13 protein-coding genes and 5 pseudogenes are annotated in these 17760 nt (G+C 69.3%); 10 read left to right on the forward strand and 8 right to left on the reverse strand.

From position 1 onward, the window contains the following. Positions 1-3: 3 nt before the first annotated feature. Together QQK48_RS18620 and QQK48_RS18625 are read left to right on the forward strand one after the other, a co-directional pair. Positions 4-909 (forward strand): M17 family peptidase N-terminal domain-containing protein, encoded by a 906-nt coding sequence (locus tag QQK48_RS18620; protein ID WP_348523361.1) that lies wholly within the window; start codon positions 4-6, stop codon positions 907-909. Then, positions 878-1417, forward strand: coding sequence for a leucyl aminopeptidase family protein (locus tag QQK48_RS18625; protein WP_348523362.1), 540 nt, complete (start codon positions 878-880; stop codon positions 1415-1417). The genes QQK48_RS18620 and QQK48_RS18625 overlap by 32 nt, the downstream gene beginning before the upstream one ends. 106 nt (positions 1418-1523) lie before the next feature. Here the strand turns inward: QQK48_RS18625 and QQK48_RS01010 are convergent, their stop codons facing one another. Then, the gene (locus tag QQK48_RS01010) at positions 1524-1838 is read right to left on the reverse strand and encodes an oxidoreductase (RefSeq protein ID WP_284327179.1); all 315 of its coding nucleotides are present in this window, start codon (positions 1836-1838) and stop codon (positions 1524-1526) included. A gap of 85 nt (positions 1839-1923) precedes the next feature. On the opposite strand from QQK48_RS01010, the pseudogene lpdA reads away from it, so the two are divergent. The 3 genes and pseudogenes from lpdA to QQK48_RS01025 all read left to right on the forward strand — a co-directional run bounded on the left by lpdA (position 1924) and on the right by QQK48_RS01025 (position 6036). Continuing rightward, a pseudogene (gene lpdA / locus QQK48_RS01015) lies at positions 1924-3317 on the forward strand (dihydrolipoyl dehydrogenase). 22 nt (positions 3318-3339) lie between these two features. Then, a pseudogene (sucB, locus tag QQK48_RS01020) lies at positions 3340-5117 on the forward strand (2-oxoglutarate dehydrogenase, E2 component, dihydrolipoamide succinyltransferase); the annotation flags it as partial. Positions 5118-5193: 76 nt separating this feature from the next. Beyond that, positions 5194-6036, forward strand: coding sequence for an NAD-dependent epimerase/dehydratase family protein (locus QQK48_RS01025; RefSeq protein ID WP_284327180.1), 843 nt, complete (start codon positions 5194-5196; stop codon positions 6034-6036). On the opposite strand, the gene QQK48_RS01030 is transcribed toward QQK48_RS01025, so the two are convergent. The 3 genes from QQK48_RS01030 to QQK48_RS01040 are packed head-to-tail and all read right to left on the reverse strand — an operon-like array spanning position 6033 to position 9507. After that, positions 6033-7262, reverse strand: coding sequence for a protein kinase domain-containing protein (locus QQK48_RS01030; RefSeq protein ID WP_284327181.1), 1230 nt, complete (start codon positions 7260-7262; stop codon positions 6033-6035). The genes QQK48_RS01025 and QQK48_RS01030 overlap by 4 nt on opposite strands. Before the next feature lie 48 nt (positions 7263-7310). Continuing rightward, the gene (locus QQK48_RS01035) at positions 7311-7922 is read right to left on the reverse strand and encodes an MMPL family transporter (protein ID WP_284327182.1); all 612 of its coding nucleotides are present in this window, start codon (positions 7920-7922) and stop codon (positions 7311-7313) included. Continuing rightward, the gene (locus QQK48_RS01040) at positions 7837-9507 is read right to left on the reverse strand and encodes an MMPL family transporter (RefSeq protein ID WP_284327183.1); all 1671 of its coding nucleotides are present in this window, start codon (positions 9505-9507) and stop codon (positions 7837-7839) included. The genes QQK48_RS01035 and QQK48_RS01040 overlap by 86 nt, the downstream gene beginning before the upstream one ends. A gap of 111 nt (positions 9508-9618) precedes the next feature. Here QQK48_RS01040 and lipB point away from each other — a divergent pair. From lipB to QQK48_RS01055, 3 genes and pseudogenes are all read left to right on the forward strand, one after another. Beyond that, a pseudogene (gene lipB / locus QQK48_RS01045) lies at positions 9619-10250 on the forward strand (lipoyl(octanoyl) transferase LipB); the annotation flags it as partial. 69 nt (positions 10251-10319) lie between these two features. Further along, a pseudogene (lipA, locus tag QQK48_RS01050) lies at positions 10320-11348 on the forward strand (lipoyl synthase). Beyond that, positions 11318-12109, forward strand: coding sequence for a DUF4191 family protein (locus QQK48_RS01055; RefSeq protein ID WP_284327184.1), 792 nt, complete (start codon positions 11318-11320; stop codon positions 12107-12109). Before lipA ends, QQK48_RS01055 begins: the two are co-directional and overlap by 31 nt. A gap of 65 nt (positions 12110-12174) precedes the next feature. On the opposite strand, the gene QQK48_RS01060 is transcribed toward QQK48_RS01055, so the two are convergent. Together QQK48_RS01060 and QQK48_RS01065 are read right to left on the reverse strand one after the other, a co-directional pair. Then, the gene (locus tag QQK48_RS01060) at positions 12175-12831 is read right to left on the reverse strand and encodes an HAD-IA family hydrolase (RefSeq protein ID WP_284327185.1); all 657 of its coding nucleotides are present in this window, start codon (positions 12829-12831) and stop codon (positions 12175-12177) included. Then, entirely contained in the window at positions 12828-13256 is a 429-nt protein-coding gene (locus QQK48_RS01065; protein WP_284327186.1) for an RDD family protein, read from the reverse strand. The genes QQK48_RS01060 and QQK48_RS01065 overlap by 4 nt, the downstream gene beginning before the upstream one ends. Before the next feature lie 182 nt (positions 13257-13438). Between QQK48_RS01065 and glnA the strand changes: the two are divergent. Together glnA and QQK48_RS01075 are read left to right on the forward strand one after the other, a co-directional pair. Next, a pseudogene (glnA, locus tag QQK48_RS01070) lies at positions 13439-14870 on the forward strand (type I glutamate--ammonia ligase). A gap of 101 nt (positions 14871-14971) precedes the next feature. Continuing rightward, entirely contained in the window at positions 14972-16972 is a 2001-nt protein-coding gene (locus QQK48_RS01075) for a UvrD-helicase domain-containing protein (protein ID WP_284327187.1), read from the forward strand. Positions 16973-17057: 85 nt separating this feature from the next. Here the strand turns inward: QQK48_RS01075 and QQK48_RS01080 are convergent, their stop codons facing one another. Together QQK48_RS01080 and QQK48_RS01085 are read right to left on the reverse strand one after the other, a co-directional pair. Next, positions 17058-17378 carry a hypothetical protein gene (locus QQK48_RS01080; protein WP_284327188.1) on the reverse strand — a complete coding sequence of 107 codons (321 nt, stop codon included), beginning with the start codon at positions 17376-17378 and terminating at the stop codon, positions 17058-17060. A gap of 73 nt (positions 17379-17451) precedes the next feature. Further along, entirely contained in the window at positions 17452-17682 is a 231-nt protein-coding gene (locus tag QQK48_RS01085) for a hypothetical protein (protein WP_284327189.1), read from the reverse strand. Positions 17683-17760 lie beyond the last annotated feature (78 nt).

A 17760-nucleotide genomic window follows, 5' to 3' on the forward strand; every position in this document is an offset into this window, starting at 1 on the left:
CCTGTGTCCACTCTCGCCGCCGACGCCCTCATCCTGGGCTTCGACGGCGATGTCACGTCCCACGACCTCCTCGACGAGTCCGTCCGCGTCGCGATCGCCGAGGCCGCCACCGCCCTTGAGGCCTCCGCCAAGGTGGGTTCCACCGTGGTGCTACCCGGCACCGGCGTGGAGGCCAAGCGTGTCGTGGTCGTCGGCATCGGCGATGGCTCCGAGGGCGCGCTTCGCGAGGCCGCGGGTGCCGCCGCCCGCGCCATCGGCACCCGCCCCACCACCGTCGTGGTGGCGCTGCCCGCCTCCGATGACGCTGCCGCCTCGGCGATTGCCGAAGGCGCCGTCCTTGGTGCGTACTCGTTCAACGCCTACAAGTCCGACGACGTGGTCGCCGCCTACCACGGGCCCGACTGGCTGATCGCTGGCGCTTCGGACGCCGCCATCACCCGGGCACGCATTCTTGCCGGCGCGGTCGCGGGCGCCCGTGACCTCGTGAACACCCCTCCGCTCGACATGTTCCCCGGCGCCGTCGCCGAGATCGCCCAGTCCTATGGCGAGGCCGACGGTGTCGAGGTGGAGGTGTGGGAGCCGCAGCGTCTTGCCGACGAGGGCTTTGGCGGCATCCTCGCTGTGGGTATGGGGTCGTCGCGTCTGCCGCGCCTCGTCAAGGTCGAGTGGGCACCCGAGGGCGCCTCGCAGCACGTCGCCATCATCGGCAAGGGCATCACCTTCGACACCGGCGGCATTTCGCTGAAGCCGTCCAAGTCGATGGAGACCATGAAGTCCGACATGTCGGGCTCCGCCGCCGTGCTCCACACCGTGCTCGCTGCCGCCAAGGCCGAGCCTGCCCGTGAAGGTCACCGGCTGGTTGTGCATGGCCGAGAACATGCCGTCCGGCACGGCCCAGCGTCCGTCTGACGTCATTCGCATCTACGGCGGCAAGACGGTGGAGGTGCTGAACACCGACGCCGAGGGCCGCCTGGTGATGGCCGATGGCCTCGCGCGTGCCGTCGAGGACAACCCCGATGTGGTGCTCGACATCGCAACCCTCACGGGCGCTCAGGGCGTGGCGCTCGGCACCAGGACCGCGGGCGTCATGGGTAGCGACGACATCCGCACCGAGGTGGTGGACGCCGCGGGCGCCGCCGACGAGCCGTTCTGGCCGATGCCGCTGCCCGACCACCTGCGTGAGGGCATCAAGTCGAAGGTCGCGGACCTGCAGAACATGGGTGACCCCAACGGCGGCGGCATGCTGACCGCCGGCGTGTTCCTCCAGGAGTTCGTGGGCGACACCCCGTGGGCCCACCTGGACATCGCACGCCCCGCATTCAACGAGGGCTCGCCCTGGGGTTCCACCCCCGCGGGAGCGACGGGCTTTGGCGTGCGCACCCTGTTCCGCTTCCTTGAGCAGCGCGCGGGACGCTAAACACGCGCTACCGCCGAGCACGAGGGCCCGGACGCCGCAAGGTGTCCGGGCCCTCGTGCGTGCGGCGACGGCCGCATCGGCCGATCAGCGCTGCTTGCGCTGCTTCTCATTCCACTCGCGCATGCGCGACGGGTAGCCGGAGAGATTCACGTCGAAGGCGGGGATGCCGAGCCTGAGCCGCGACCTTGCGACCCGTGTCCTGGTCGGGAACCCGGCGCCGCGTCCACTCCCCTGTCTCCGCGACCACCACCATCGTGGTCTGGGTCACGCGCGTCGGGGGCTCGATGAACGCCTCGCACCCCGGACGCGACCGCACGAATTCCTGCAGGTGCGCGATGGTTTCCGCGCGCGCCTGACTCGCCGACGTGCCGCCGGACTTCGCGGACTTCTTGGACCCGAACCTGCCAGAGAACAACCCCATGACCCCAGGTTAGTCACGCGTGGCGGTTCGCGGGAACGTGCCGGGGTGGCAAGATGGGAGGGACCGACACCCACAAGGAGTACACATAGTGACCGAGTCCACCCCACGCTCGTACGACCTACTCATTCTTGGCGGCGGCTCCGGTGGCTACGCCGCTGCGTTGCGCGCCGCACAGGCTCGGCCTCACCGTCGGACTCATCGAAGAGTCCAAGGTGGGCGGCACGTGCCTGCACAACGGCTGCATCCCCACCAAGGCCCTGCTGCACGCCGCGGAGCCTCGCGGACAACGCACGTGAAGGCGCGAAGTTTGGTGTCAACACCACGCTCGAGTCCATCGACATGACCGTGGTGAACCAGTACAAGCAGGGCGTCATCGACCGCCTGTACAAGGGTCTTCAGGGACTGATCAAGTCGCGCAAGGTCACCGTGATCGAGGGCCACGGCACGCTGGTGGGACCCGACGCCATCGAGGTGCGCGGCGAGCGCTACACCGCGAAGTCGATCGTGCTCGGCACCGGTTCCTACTCGCGCACGCTTCCCGGTCTTGAGATCGGCGGCCGCGTGATGACGTCCGACCAGGCTCTTGAGCCTCGACGTGGTTCCCGCGTCCGCGATCATCCTTGGTGGTGGCGTCATCGGTGTCGAGTTCGCGTCGGTGTGGAACTCCTTCGGTTCCGACGTGACCATCGTCGAGGGCCTTCCCCACCTCGTTCCGAACGAGGACGAGGCCCTGTCGAAGGGTCTCGAGCGCGCGTTCCGCAAGCGCAAGATCAACTTCAAGGTCGGCGTGTTCTTCGAGAGCGTCGAGCAGTCCGACACGGGCGTCACGGTCAAGGCGGCCGATGGCACCGTCCTCGAGGCGGAAATCCTGCTGGTGGCCGTGGGCCGCGGCCCCCGCACCACCGGACTTGGCTATGAGGAGCAGGGCATCCGCATGGACCGCGGCTTCGTCCTCACCGACGAGAAGCCGCACACGGGCGTGGGCAACATCTACGCCGTCGGCGACATCGTTCCCGGCCTCCAGGCTCGCCCACCGAGGATTCGGCCAGGGCATCTTCGTCGCCGAGACCATCGCCGGCATGAGCCCCCAGCCGATCGTCGAGTCCGGCATCCCGCGCGTCACCTACTGCGACCCCGAGGTCGCCTCGGTCGGCCTCACGGAGGCCAAGGCCAAGGAGACGCACGGCGACGACGCGATCGAGACCATCGAGTACAACCTCGGCGGCAACGGCAAGAGCCAGATCCTCGGCACGCAGGGCTTCGTGAAGGCTCGTGCGCGTCAAGGAGGGCCCCGTGGTCGGCGTTCACATGCTCGGTGCCCGCGTGGGCGAGCAGATCGGTGAAGCGCAGTTGATCGTCAACTGGGATGCACACCCCGAGGACGTGGCCCCCCTGATCCACGCCCACCCCACCCAGAACGAAGCCCTCGGCGAGGCACACCTCGCCCTTGCCGGCAAGCCGCTGCACGCGCACGACTGATTCAACGGAGAAGATCACTCTTATGAGCAACGACGTCACTCTTCCCGCCCTTGGCGAGTCCGTCACCGAAGGCACCGTCACCCGCTGGCTGAAGTCGGTCGGTGACACCATCGAGGTCGACGAGCCCCTCCTCGAGGTCTCCACCGACAAGGTCGACACCGAGATTCCGTCGCCCGTCGCGGGCGTGCTCCTCGAGATCCTCGTGAACGAGGACGAGGAGGCCGAGGTGGGCGCCGTCCTGGCCCGCATCGGCGAGGCAGGCGAGGCCAGCGGCCAGTCCGCACCCGCCGCCGACGCTGCGCCCGCGCAGGAGTCCGCTCCCGCGGAGCCCACCCCCGCGCAGACCGAGCCCGCCGCGACCCCGGCAGCCGAGGCAGCCGCCCCGGCGCAGCAGGAGCAGCCCGCCGCGGCATCGGCCCCCGCCGGTGGCGCAGGACACGACGTGGTCCTTCCCGCTCTCGGCGAGTCCGTCACCGAGGGCACCGTCACCCGCTGGCTGAAGTCCGTGGGCGAGGAAGTCGAGGTCGACGAGCCCCTGCTCGAGGTCTCCACCGACAAGGTCGACACCGAGATTCCGTCGCCCGTCGCCGGCACGCTGCTCGAGATCCTCGTGAATGAGGACGAGGAGGCCGAGGTGGGCGCCGTCCTGGCCCGCATCGGTGACGCAGGGGCCGCCCCCGCGGCTACCTCCGCCCCCGCCGCCGTGTCGGCTCCCGCGGCCGAGCCCGCCCCCGCACAGGAGTCGGCTCCCGCAGCGCCCGCGACCCAGCCCGCCGCCGCGGCCCCCGCGGTCGCGTCCGCTCCCGCTACCCCGGCGCCTGCTGCAGCATCGTCCGCTCCCGCCGCCGCGGCCTCGGCTCCCGAGGCCTCCGCCGGCGGTTCCGGTTACGTCACGCCCATCGTGCGCAAGGCTCGCCAAGGAGCGCGGCGTCGACCTCGCGGCCGTCACCGGCACCGGCGTGGGTGGACGCATCCGCAAGGAGGACGTGATCGCGGCCGCCGAGGCCAAGCCGGCTGCTGCAGCCTCCGCGGTTGCCGCCGCTCCCTCCGCCCCGGCGGCGACCTCCTCGGCCAACGAGGTGAAGGTCTCCGACCTGCGCGGCCAGACGGTCAAGATGACCCGCATCCGCAAGATCACGTCGGACAAGATGATGGAGTCGCTGCACGGCATGGCGCAGGCTCACCTCCGTCGTCGAGGTCGACTGCACCAAGATCTTCGCGCTGCGCGCCAAGTCGAAGTCCGCGTTCTCCGAGAAGCACGGCGTGAACCTCACGTTCCTGCCGTTCTTCACGCGTGCGGTGGCGATCGCCCTCCAGGAGCACGCGTTCCTCAACGCGTCGGTGGACGGCGACTCGATCGTCTACCACCCCACGGTGAACCTGTCTCTCGCGGTCGACACCGAGAAGGGCCTCATGCTGCCGACGCTGCGTGACGCCGACTCGAAGACCATCGTTGACCACGCCAAGGGCATCGTCGACCTCGCCACCAAGGCGCGTGACGGCGGCCTCAAGTCGGACGAGATCTCCGGCGGCACGTTCTCGGTGACCAACACCGGCTCGGGCGGCACGCTGTTCGACACGCCCATCGTGCCGTCGCCGCAGGTGGGCATCCTCGCCACGTGTGCCATCGTCAAGAAGCCCGTGGTCGTCAAGGGTCCCGACGGCGAGGACGTCATCTCGGTGCGCCCGATGTGCTACCTGCCGCTCGCCTACGACCACCGCATCGTCGATGGCGCCGACGCCGCCCGCTTCCTGCAGACGGTCAAGCGCATCATCGAGGCCGGCGAGTTCGAGTCCGAGCCTCGGCCTGTAAGTACCCATGCGCCTCGTCATCGCTGGCTCGTCCGGCCTCATCGGCACTGCTTTGCAGCAGTCGTTGAGGTCGGACGGCCACGATGTCGTCTCGCTGGTCCGCCGCGAGGCGCGCGGACCACAGGAGTCTGCTTGGGATCCCCAGGCAGGCACCGTTGACACCGCCCTGCTGGGTACGGCCGATGCCGTGGTCAACCTGGCGGGCGCCTCCATCGGCGCCAAGCGCCTGACGGACTCCTACGCGGACGTGGTGTTGCAGTCCCGTCTGGACGCGACCTCGACCCTCGTGGGCGGCCTCGTTGACGTCGGCTTCGGTGGCGTGCTGTTGCAGGGCTCGGCCATGGGCTACTACGGGGCCCGCGGCGAGGAACGCCTCTCGGAGCGTTCCGGCCCCGGCGACACCCTCCTCGCGTCCATCGTCACGAAGTGGGAGGCCGCCGCGGCCCCCGCTGTCGAGGCCGGGATTCGCACCGTGTTCTGCCGCACCGGGCTGGTCCTTGCGGGTCATGGCGGCTTCGCGGAGCGCCTGATGCCGCTGGTGAAGCGCGGTTTGCTGCGCTCGCTGGGCTCGGGTGAGGCCTGGCACGCCTGGATCACGCTGACGGACCAGATCCGCGCGCAGCGCTTCCTGCTTGAGTCCGCGCACGAGGGCCCCGCGAACCTCATCGCCCCCATCCCTGTGCGCGACCGCGAGTTCATCCGCGTGATGTCCGAGGCCGCTGGCCGCTCCCCGGCCTTCCCGTTCCCGCCTTCGCGCTCCGCGCCGCCATCGGCCCCGCCGCCGAGGATCTCCTGTCCAGCCAGTTGGCGTCTCCTGGAGTCCTCACCCGGCTCGGCTTCGAATGGCGCCATCCCGAGATCACCGCCGCGGCGCACGCCGTCATGGCGCAGGCGTAGTCCCGCTTAGCGCGTCTGGGCCCGGGTGACCCGCCACTGGTCTCCCACCCACACAAGGGACAACCGCACCTGCTGCGTCTCCGCAGGCACCGACACTGACTTTCCAGCCGTGGAGACTTCATGCGCGGTGATCTCGTACGTCACCTCCACGGTGGCAGAGTCGTCGCCCTCCTCGGTGACGGCCACGTCCCCCACCTCCACGGCGAGGCCCTCATAGACCACGTCACCGCCGTCGAGGGCGGTCGCCGTCGTGGCGGCGTCGCTTGCGACCGCTCCCTGACCGGTCACGGTCGCAAGCAGCGCGGTGCCGTCCTCGGCCTCAAGCGCAGCGATGCGGGCCTCCGTCAGCGCCCGGGCCGCATCCGCGGCGCTCAGGCGCGCGGCCGTTGCCGGAGAGTCCGAGGAGACGGTTGCGTCCGCTGCAGGACCCGCGGCGGCGTCGGAGTCCAGCAGACGGGGCATCAGGATCACGGCCCCGGCCAGTACCCCCGATGCGCCGGTGACCGCGATGCCTCTCAGCGTCCAACGCAGCGCACGCCACCATCGGCCCTGCGCGATGCGCTCGGTGCGCGCCACGGCGCGCGCCCGCACAGCCGTAGCGACGTCGGTGCGGGGCAACGGCACGCGCCGCTCAGGCGCGCAGCGAGACAGGACCGCGTCGACCTCGCCGGCGCGAGGGCGCTGGTCGGGGTGTGAGGCCACACACGGGACCGTCCACGCCCGCACGCGGGCCTCATCCTCCTCGCAAACCGCCCAGCGCAACAGCCTCCCGAGCGCGAATACGTCGGAGGCCTCGACCAGGTCTCCGGCCACCGCCTCTGGAGCGCGGAATCCAGGCGTACCACGCTCGTCTCCGCGCACGGCGCCCAGCGTGTCGACGAGCGTGACACCATCGGCCCGCACCACCACGTTCGCGGGCGACACATCGCCGTGCACCAGACCCGCCGCGTGCAAGGCGGCAAGCGCGCTCGCCACCCGACGCCCCAGCCACACGCACTCCCCCGCGCTCAACGGACCCCGCTGCGCCGCCAGGTGGGCGAGGTCGACTCCGTCGATCACGGGGAGCATCGCGGACACCGTGTCTCCGTCTGTCAGGACGTCGACGGGCGCCAGGACGTCATCCCGCCCGAGCGCGCTCAGCCGTGCGGCCCGCTCGCGAACTCGCTGGGCGAGGCCAGCGCCCGTGCCGAGGGCACGCCTCAGCGTCGGTACTCGATGATCGACTGCCGTGGACATACGTCCAGCGTGCCGCGCCGCGCCTGCGTCGGGGCGCTATCCACAGGGTCAGTCTTTGATGCGCCCCTGCCACGGCCACCACGAGCGCCTGCCCACGTCCGCGACGAGGCCGGGGACCAGGAGCGAGCGGACCACGAAGGTGTCGATCAACACTCCCAGGCCCACAATGACCGCGATCTGCGCCAGGAAGATCAGCGGGATCACTCCGAGGGCGGCGAAGGTCGCCGCGAGCACGATGCCTGCCGAGGTGATGACGCCGCCGGTGACCGCGAGGGCACGCCTGATGCCTGCCCTGTTGCCGTGCTCCAGCGACTCCTCCCTAGCCCGAGACATGAGGAAGATCGAGTAGTCCACTCCCAGGGCTACGAGAAACACGAAGCCCAGCAGCGGCACCGACGGATCCGATCCAGGGAAGCCGAAGACGTGGTTGAACAGCAACGCCGAGAGCCCGATGGTGGCGCCATAGGACACGATGTTCGCCACCACGATCAGCGCCGGAGCCACGATGGCGCGCAGGAGGAGGACAAGGACCACAAAGATCACGCCGAGGATGGTGGGAAGGATCACGAGCGTGTCACGCTGGGTGGTGAGACGGGTGTCGAGCCTGCTCGGCGGCGGTGCCGCCCACGAGCGCCTCGTCGGTGAGCGGGTGCACCACATCGCGGACGTCTTGCACGATGTCCGCGGCCTCGTTAGAGCTCGACGACACCTGGGTGATGGCGACGACCTCGACGCGGCCATCGACCACAATCGGGTCTTCGGGTCCGGCGACGCCCGCGGGTGCTCCCTGGGCCACGGACTCGGTCAGCGGGTACGCGTCCTCAATACCGTCGACGCCCTTGACTGCCTCCACCGTGGCGTCAGCCTGGTCTTCGGGAACGATGATGCGGATGGGGGACGTGGCACCCGCGTCGAAGTGGTCCTCGAGGACGGCGGTACCCAACACGGAGTCTGTGTCGCGGGTGAACACCTCCTGCTCGCCCAGGCCCGAGGCCTTGAAGGTGGGGACGAACGCGGCCAACACCAGCAAGCCTCCGGCAGCCGCGAGCCAGGTGCGGCGCGGGTGCGCGTCGACTCCGCGCGCCACCCGTGCCCACAGCCCGGGTGCCTGCGAGGGATCGTTCGCAGCGGGATCGGCCGTCTGTTCGCTGTAGCGGGGCATGGCGGGCCAGAACACACCGCGCGCGTGCTTGCCGCCGATCAGCAGCAACGCAGGCAACAGCGTGAGCGCGGCGAGCAAGGCCGCAACGATGCCGAGCGCTCCCGCAGGACCGAGGGCCGCGTTGGACTTGAGGTCGCTCAGCAGCAGCACCATCAGACCGAGAATCACCGTGACGGCGGAGGCCGCGATGGGTTCGATCGAGCGCTTCCACGCGTGTGCCATCGCGGCGTACGGAGACGGGGTACGCAGGAGTTCTTCCCGGTAGCGGGCCACCAGGAGAAGGGCATAGTCCGTCGTGGCTCCCACCACGAGGATGAACATGATGCCTTGGGCCTGGCCGTTCAGGGTGATCACCTCTGCGTCGGCCAGCGCGTACACCGCCAGGATGGCTCCCGTGAGCGCCATCATCGCCGTCGCGAGCACCAGGAAGGGCAGCACGGGGCTGCGATAGACCACAAGCAGGATCACCAGGACCACGGCGAGTGCGACCACCAGCAGGATGCCGTCGATGCCGCCGAAGGCCTCGAGAAGGTCCGCAAGGATGCCCAGGCCGCCCGTCAGGTGGCCGCTGAGGTCCGTGTCCTGCTGGGACCACACGTCGCGGATCGTCTGGGCGACCACCTCGCCCATGGCGTCCTCGCCAAGGTTCTCCTCGGCGACAACGGCGTCGATGGAGAAGGCCACGAGCGCGGCCTCGCCGTCCTCACTCGGCACCACCTGGGGCGCCTGTGCGTCGGCCGGCGGCGACAGGACGTCGCCCACCGTGCGACCCTCGGGGTCGTCCGGCAGCGGCTCGGCGATGACCGCGTCGACGAAGGCCTGCACCGTCGCGAGGTCGTCATCGCCGGAGATGCCGTCGACCACGAAGATGCCGGGCAGGCTGGTGACGGGCGAAAACTCCTGGTGTGCGGCCGCGGCCTCCGTGGACTCTGCCGATGACGGAAGGAAGGCCGCCGCATCGTTCTCCTGGACGTCCGACAACTTGCCGAAGGTCTGGCCGCCCGCGCCGCCGATGGCGAGCCAGGCGACAACAATGACGAGAATGGCGAGGGGGCGCCACCAGGCGCGCGCGGACTGAGACATGTCCCTCTCAACGCCGCAAATGCCAGGCTATTCCCGCAGTTTTCACGGCCGATGCCGGGGCTCAGTGAGGAGTTCGCCGCCGGGCGCGGGGCGCGTTAGCCTGGGAGGCCTATGGAGATCCTCCCCCTCGGACTCGGTGAGCGTCTCGTCCCCTACGACGAGGCGTGGCAGCGCCAGCGCGCCCTGCATGCGGCACGCGCTGCGGACGAGCGGGGCGACACCGTCATCCTGGTCGAGCACGAGGACGTCTACACCGCGGGAAAGCGCACGGCATCGTGGGACCGCCCCACCGACGGCACCCCGGTGGTGGATGTGGACCGCGGCGGCAGGATCACCTGGCACGGCCCCGGCCAACTGGTGGGGTATCCGATTGTGCGGCTCGCGGAGCCCGTCGATGTGGTGCGCTACGTGCGCCAGGCGAGCAGGCCTTCATCGACCTGTGCGGTGCGTACGGCCTGGAGGCGATGCGCGTCGACGGCCGCTCGGGCGTGTGGCTGCCCGCCACAGCGGAGCGTCTCGAGCGCAAGATCTGCGCCATCGGCGTGCGCGTGGCCCGTGGCGTCACCATGCACGGCTTCGCCTTCAACTGCAATCCCAGCCTCGAACGCTTCGACCGCATCGTCCCCTGCGGCATCTCCGATGCCGATGTCACCTCGCTGTCGCGCGAGGTGGGCCGCGAGGTCACCGTCACCGAGGTGGTCCCCACGGCACGTGGATTCCTCGAGGACGCCCTGGCCCCCGTACGCTGGGAGGCTCAGGCACCTACCCCCGCCACGCACCCCGTCGTTCCCGACCCCCACAAGGAGCCTCGCGTGACCATCGCCCCCGAAGGCCGCCGGATGCTGCGCATCGAGGCCCGCAATGCCGAGACGCCCATCGAGCGCAAGCCCGAGTGGATCCGCACCAAGGCCACGATGGGCCCGGAGTACACGGAGCTCAAGACGCTCGTGAAGGGCGGCGGACTCCACACGGTGTGTGAGGAAGCGGGCTGCCCCAACATCTTCGAATGCTGGGAGGACCGCGAGGCAACCTTCCTCATTGGCGGCGCGCAGTGCACGCGCCGGTGCGACTTCTGCCAGATCGATACCGGCAAGCCCACCGCACTGGACCGCATGGAGCCGCTGAAGGTGGCAAAGTCCGTGCAGCAGATGGGCCTCAAGTACTCGACCGTGACCGGCGTGGCGCGCGACGACCTCGACGACGGCGGCGCGTGGCTGTACGCGGAGACCGTGCGCCAGATTCACGAGGCTCAACCCCGGCACGGGTGTCGAACTCCTGATCCCCGACTTCAACGCCGACCCCGATCAGGCTCGCCGAGGTCTTCTCCTCGCGGCCCGAGGTGCTGGCCCACAACGTCGAGACCGTGCCGCGCATCTTCAAGCGCATCCGCCCCGCCTTCCGCTACGAGCGGTCGCTCCAGGTGATCAGCATGGCCCAGGCCGATGGCTTCGTCACCAAGTCCAACCTCATCCTTGGCATGGGCGAGACGATGGACGAGGTGCTGCAGGCACTCCAGGACCTGCACGACGCAGGCACGGACCTCATCACCATCACGCAGTACCTGCGCCCGAGCCCGCGCCATCACCCCGTCGAGCGTTGGGTCAAGCCCGAGGAGTTCGTTGACCTCTCCGAGGCCGCGGAGGAGATCGGCTTCCTTGGCGTCATGTCGGGCCCCCTCGTGCGTTCGAGCCTATCGCGCCGGCCGGCTGTGGGGCCAGGCGATGACCTCGAAGGGTCGCGCCATTCCCGAGGCCTTGGCCCACCTGGGCGAGCCGATGGAGGCGCGTCAGGAGGCATCGGCGCTGTTGACGTGGGCGGCGCCGCAGCGTCCTTCCTGCTGACGGCGAACGTCGCTCCCGGCCACCCCCGGACGCGACTAGACTGTGCGGCATCATGGCGAAAGAACCCGAGAAGCGCCCGCGGTGGTACAAGGCTCGTCGCGCAGGCCTACAAGTCCACGGCACCCTACGACAAGTGGCTGCTGCCGCTCCTGATCCTGATCCCGCTGGTGATCATTGGCGCGGGTGTGGCGATCGGTCTGGCCTCGGGTTCCACGTGGATCCTGGTCTACGCGATCATCTTCGCCATCCTTGCCGCCGTTCTTGCGGGGATGTACACCCTCACCCGCCGTTTTGAGCGCAACGCATACATCCGGATGGAGGGCCAGCCCGGCGCCTCCATCTCGATCGCGCAGTCCATTCGCTCGGGCTGGCAGTTCAACGAGGAGCCCGTCTCGGTCGATCCTCGCGGCAAGGGCATCGTCTTTCAGGGCGTCGGCAAGGGCGGCATCGTGCTGATCGCCGAGGGCGGCAACGGCGCCCGCAAGCAGGTCGAGGCCACCACGCGTCGTCTCACCAGGCTGGTGCCGGGCGTCCCCGTCCACGCGATCTACGAGGGCACCGGCGAGGGCCAGGTTCCCCTCAAGAGCCTCGTGAAGGCCATCAAGGGCCACAAGAAGGCACTGACTAAGGCGCAGCGCTCGCAGGTTGCGGCCCGCCTGAACGCCATCGGCGGCGCCAAGCCTGCCGATGCCCAAGGGTGTCGACCCCATGCGCGCGCGCCCCGACCGCAAGGCCATGCGCGGTCGCTGATCTCTGTCTGACTCGAACGCCGCTCTCCCCTCGGGGAGGGCGGCGTTCGTCGTGGTGGAGCGCGGCGGCGGCTGGCTCAGGTCAGGGTCAGGACGATGCCGCTGTGGGCATCGACCGTGGCGCTGACGTGGGTGAGGTCCGGCACTCGGGGCAGCGTGTCGAGGGTGTCCGAGTGGCCCGCGCCGACGACCACGACGGCGCAGCCTGCGGCCAGGCCTGCCTTCGCTCCGGCGTCGGTGTCCTCAAACACCACACAGTCGGCGGGGTCGAGGCCCAGCGCGGCGGCGCCGGCACGGTAACCCTCGGGGTCAGGCTTGCCGTGCGTGACGTCATCGGCGCCGATGAGGACGTCCGGCACCTGGATGCCGACGGCGCCGATGCGGGCGCGAGCGGGCTCACGAATCGCCGACGTCACGACGGCCCAGCGCTCCGACGGCAGGGATGCCACGAGGGCACGTGCCCCCGCGATCTCCTTGACCGCGTCGAACAGGGAGCCTTCGAGGTGGTGGATCCTGTCGATCCAGTGCGCGATCTGCGCCTCGTCATCGAGGTACGTCGCGACCGTCGCACGGGACGGGCGGCCGTGTGCGTAGGCCCGCACCTCGGTGCTGTCGAGGCCGTGCGCGTCCGAAAACTCGTTCCAGATGACGTCCACGAGGGCGTTGGAGTCCACCAGGGTGCCGTCCATGTCGAACAGGACGCCTTTCACCTGGAGACGGGTTTCGGTGGTCACGCGCGGGCTCCCCTCACATCGACAATCCTGGTTCCCACGGCACGGTCGTGAAGTCCGCGGCCGTCCGGCCCCCAGACCACGGCGGGGATCACGAGCCCCAGCAGCACGGTGCGTCCGAGTCCCCTGAGCGGGCCCACGTACGGGGCGCCATCCTCACGCATGACGCGCAGTCCCGTGAGGCGGTGGCCGATGGTCGTGCCGAGCAGGGACACGAGCACCAGGTGCTGCGCGGCCCAGATCAGCAGGGTCGCCGTGGAGTCTCCCGCGAGGAACACGCGCTCAATGCCCGTCGATCCCGCGCGCGCGGGATCGACGAAGAACGCTGAGGAGATCAGGAGACACAGCACCCAATCAATCCCGATGCCGATCAGGCGGCGGCCGACAAGCGCGCCGGCGGGGGCATCCGTGGTGGGGGTGTCGCTCACCGTTCCATCGTAAAGGGCTGGGTATAGGGTCGGGAGCGACGTCGACGTCAGCGCACCTGCTGAGCGGCGCGCGCGGTGCGCCCAGGAAACGCGTTTGTAACATTCGGCGAACCTGGGTGAAATCGGCTGACCCTAGGCTGGCCTCGCCAGCGACAGGCACGACCCAACCAAGGAGCACACGGATGTTCAAGACTGCCGACGAGGCAATTGCTTTTGTGAAGGACGAGGCGGTCGAGTACATCGACATCCGCTTCTGTGACCTTCCCGGCGCGATGCAGCACGTCAACGTTCCCGCCTCACAGTTCGAGACCGTCCTGGAGGACGGCGCGGCATTCGACGGTTCGTCGATCCGCGGCTTCCAGGCCATCAACGAGTCCGACATGAAGGCTCATCGCCGACCTTCAGACCGCGTACCTCGACCCGTTCCGCAAGGCCAAGACGCTGGTCATCAACTTCTCCGTGGTGGACCCGTTCACCGACGAGCCCTACTCCCGTGACCCGCGCAACGTCGCGATGAAGGCGCAGGAGTACCTCAAGTCGACTGGCATCGGCGACACCGCGTTCTTCGCCCCCGAGGCCGAGTTCTTCATCTTCGACTCCGTGCGCTTCGACACGAACCAGCACGAGGGCTACTACCACATCGACTCCTCCGAGGGCTGGTGGAACACCGGCGTCGAGAAGGAGGCCGACGGCTCCCCGAACCTTGGCTACAAGACCCGCATCAAGGGTGGCTACTTCCCCGTCTCGCCCGGCGACCAGATGGCCGACCTGCGCGACGAGATGTGCACCGTCCTCGGCGAGGTGGGCCTTGACCTTGAGCGCGCGCACCACGAGGTGGGCACCGCCGGTCAGCAGGAAGTCAACTACCGCTTCAACACGCTGCTGCACGCCGCCGACGACCTGATGAAGTTCAAGTACGTCATCAAGAACGTCGCGTGGAAGAACGGCAAGACCGCGACCTTCATGCCGAAGCCCCTCTTCGGCGACAATGGCTCGGGCATGCACGTGCACCAGTCGGTGTGGAAGAACGGCGAGCCGCTGTTCTACGACGAGGCTGGCTACGGCGGCCTGTCGGACATCGCCCGCTGGTACATCGGCGGCATCCTGAAGCACGCTCCCTCGCTGCTGGCGTTCACCAACCCCACCGTGAACTCGTACCACCGCCTGGTGCCCGGCTACGAGGCTCCGGTCAACCTGGTGTACTCGGCCCGCAACCGTTCGGCCGCCGTGCGTATCCCCGTGACCGGCTCGAACCCCAAGGCCAAGCGCATCGAGTTCCGCGCCCCCGACTCGTCCGGTAACCCCTACCTCGCGTTCGCGGCGCTGCTGATGGCTGGCCTCGACGGCATCAAGAACAAGATCGAGCCGCCGGCCCCCATCGACAAGGACCTCTACGAGCCTGCCCCCGAGGAGCACGCCTCGATCCCCCAGGTCCCGGACTCGCTGTCCAAGGTTCTCGACGAACTCGAGAAGGACCACGGCTACCTCACCGAGGGTGGCGTCTTCACCGAGGACCTCATCGCCGAGTGGATCGACTACAAGCGCACCGCCGAGATTGACCCGCTGCGCTTCCGTCCGCACCCCCACGAGTTCGAGCTCTACTACGACTGCTAAGCAGTCTCGCTAGAGTCACCGAAGGCCCGTCGCCCCTCCCGGGGTGGCGGGCCTTCGTCGTGCCCGCAGCATCGGACCCGTGCCAAGGCGCCGCAGACGCCGTGGTCCACGCAACCATCCGGGTGCGGGAGGATGGTGCGGTGGGACGCGTGGTGAAGACCGGTTGGAGCGTCGAACAGCACCCCGAGGGCGTCACCGTCGCGTTCGACGGAAGGGCCCTTCACCTGGCTGGCGCCGACGCCTCCCGGCTGCGCACTTCGCGACGGTTCCTTCGTCGTTGCCTCATCGTCGACGGACCCATCCCCCTGCGCTTCATGGGCCTGCGCAGGGCCGATGCGCCGGTCATCCGCGCCGCGGTCGCCCTCAGCGTCGCGCGCGCCACCCTCGAAGGCCCCTTCGAGACCGCCGCCCGCGCGCGGGACGCCCTCGACCACCTGATCTCGACCAGAACGCGCGAGCAGCGCTGGATCGCGTACGACGACGTGGCCCAGTGCCTCACCGATGTCCCTGCCGACAGCACCGCACTACTGGCCGCCGTGGCCGAGCCCGACCGTGCCGCCGCCGTCGCAGCCCTCAGCGACGTGGAGCGTGACCTCGTCGCGTTCATCGACGCCGATCATCTGGCCCGCGTCGCCGAGGTCAATCGCGGCATTCTTCGCGAAGAGATGGCAGCCCGGGCATCACTACTGCGCACCATCGAGACCTCTCCCCTGTCCGCTGAGCAGTCCCGCGCGGTGCTGACGTACGACAGCCGCGTGCGCGTCATCGCCGCCGCGGGCTCCGGCAAGACGTCGGTGATGGTGGCGCGCGCCGCCTACGCCGTCGAGCGCGGCTTCGCCGAACCGTCACGCATCGTCATGCTGGCCTTCAACGCCGATGCCGCGGCGGAGCCGGGGACCGCACCACGGCCCGGTTCGCGGCGGCAGGCATTGACGCCACCGGCCTCAAGGCGAGCACCTTCCACGCCTTTGGCCTGGACATCCTTGAGAAGGCGTCCGGCTCACGGCCGCAGCTTGCCCCATGGGTGGCCAACGGCACCGAGCTCGGCCACGTCGAGGGCATCCTCGCCGATCTGGTCGCCTCCGGCGCGTTGTCGCCCGACGACCGGCTCGAGGCGGGCGACCAGGCTGGCGGCGCTCCTGCTGGACCTGATGGGGCACGTCAAGGCCGCAGGGCTGACGAAGGCCGAATTGCGCCGCACACTGTCGGGGCGGCGCGACGAGGAGGCGACCCGCGCACGCCGCGTCCTCGACCTGTACTGGCGAGTCCACGAGCGCTGGGACAGCGACCTCGCAGCGGCCGGCGCCGTCGACTATCCGGCGATGCTGAGCGACGCCGCGCGAGCGTTGGAGAAGAAGCCGCGCCTAGTCGACGCGGACCTCGTCCTCGTCGACGAGTTCCAGGACACGAGTCCCGCACGCGCCCGGCTCGTGCGGGCCCTCACACGGTCTGCCCACACGTCCTTGCTCGTCGTCGGGGACGACTGGCAGGCCATCAACCGCTTCGCTGGCGCAGACTTGAGTCTCCTCACGGAGTTTTCGGCGTGGAGCGGCCCCTCGCTCACGCGTCGGCTCGAGACGACCTACCGAACCACCCAGGTGATTGCCGACGTCGCCGGCCGCTTCATCGCCCGCAACACCTCGCAGATCACCAAGAACGTCAGGGCGGCCAGCGGGCCGGGCGGCGAACCCATACGCATCGTCAGGGTGTCGCGGCGATCTGATCTCGCCGGCGCGATTGCGACCCACGTGGATCGGCTGGCGGCCGCACACCCGGGCGCGACCATCGACGTGCTGGGCCGGTACCGTGCAGACGAGGAGTTCGTCTCTCCCGACAAGCACCCCGATGCGACCGTCACATTCAGGACCATTCACGGCGCGAAGGGGTTGGAGGCCGATCACGTCATCGTGCCAAGCGTCGTCACCGGACCGCGCGGATTTCCCTCGACGCGCTCCACCGACCCCGTCATCGAGCCTCGCGATGGCCGGACGGGACGAGGATGCTCACGCCGAGGAGCGTCGCCTGCTGTACGTGGCGCTCACGCGGGCACGGACGTCCGTCACCCTGTTCACGGTCGAGGGCTCACAGTCACCCTTCATTGACGAGGCTCCTCGAGGACCCCGACGTCACCGTGGAACACGTGAGCGTGCGGGACGCGACGGCCCCCGGCGCGTCCGCTACGACTGTCTAGGCTCCGACGCGGGTGATCGCCGTCGCCCAGGTCTCGGGGCCGGTGGCGATGTACTCGAACATGCAGCGCCCGTCGGCGTGCGTGTGAAGCGCATCCAGCAGTGCGTAGGGCTCCGAGGCCGTGAGGAGGACCATCGCGTCACCGGGAACCATGCGGGTCACCTCGGCGATGGCCAAGGTACGCGCCGCGGCGGCATCGTGTGCGGTGAGATCGAGATTCGCGAGGGGGCGCGAGCGCGCCATCGAGGCTCCACCTGGCATGTGGCCGAGCGCGATGAGGTCGATCTCGTCGATCACTCCGTGCCGTGCCTCACGCATCGTGCGCCTCCGCAAAGAAATGAAGACGGGTGGCGCTTGTGTGTCCCCGGTGCGCCACCCGTCTGCCTTAAGGCTAGGCGGCAGGTTCGCGGCGCTGTCGGGACGTACGTCCCGACTTTTGGGTAACGGTGACATCGGCCGATGCGGGAGTCGCCTCGGTGATCAGGCAACCGACACGGCCAGCGCCAGTGCGGACGTCGAGCCGGCTGCCCGCCACGCCTTCCAGCATGGCGACGTGGAGGCGGCAGTAGACCTCGGGCCGATGCACGGCCACGGATGCCAACGGGCAGGCGTCGAGCCGCACGGTGTCTCCGGTTCGCGTGCACCGTCCGCCCATGCGTTCGAGGCTCAACGCGCACTCTGGTCAAGGCGTCGTCTCCCG

The organism is Demequina litorisediminis (assembly GCF_030161615.1).
Lineage (GTDB): Bacteria > Actinomycetota > Actinomycetes > Actinomycetales > Demequinaceae > Demequina > Demequina litorisediminis.

Excerpts from the sequence above, each read along its gene's own strand:
- QQK48_RS01080 (WP_284327188.1), bottom strand. The coding sequence starts at position 17,378 with ATGCGTGAGGCACGGCACGGAGTGATCGACGAGATCGACCTCATCGCG.
- QQK48_RS01040 (WP_284327183.1), bottom strand. The coding sequence starts at position 9,507 with ATGTCTCAGTCCGCGCGCGCCTGGTGGCGCCCCCTCGCCATTCTCGTC.
- QQK48_RS01030 (WP_284327181.1), bottom strand. The coding sequence starts at position 7,262 with ATGTCCACGGCAGTCGATCATCGAGTACCGACGCTGAGGCGTGCCCTC.
- QQK48_RS01010 (WP_284327179.1), bottom strand. The coding sequence starts at position 1,838 with ATGGGGTTGTTCTCTGGCAGGTTCGGGTCCAAGAAGTCCGCGAAGTCC.
- QQK48_RS18625 (WP_348523362.1), top strand. The coding sequence starts at position 878 with ATGCCGTCCGGCACGGCCCAGCGTCCGTCTGACGTCATTCGCATCTAC.
- QQK48_RS01035 (WP_284327182.1), bottom strand. The coding sequence starts at position 7,922 with ATGTGGTGCACCCGCTCACCGACGAGGCGCTCGTGGGCGGCACCGCCG.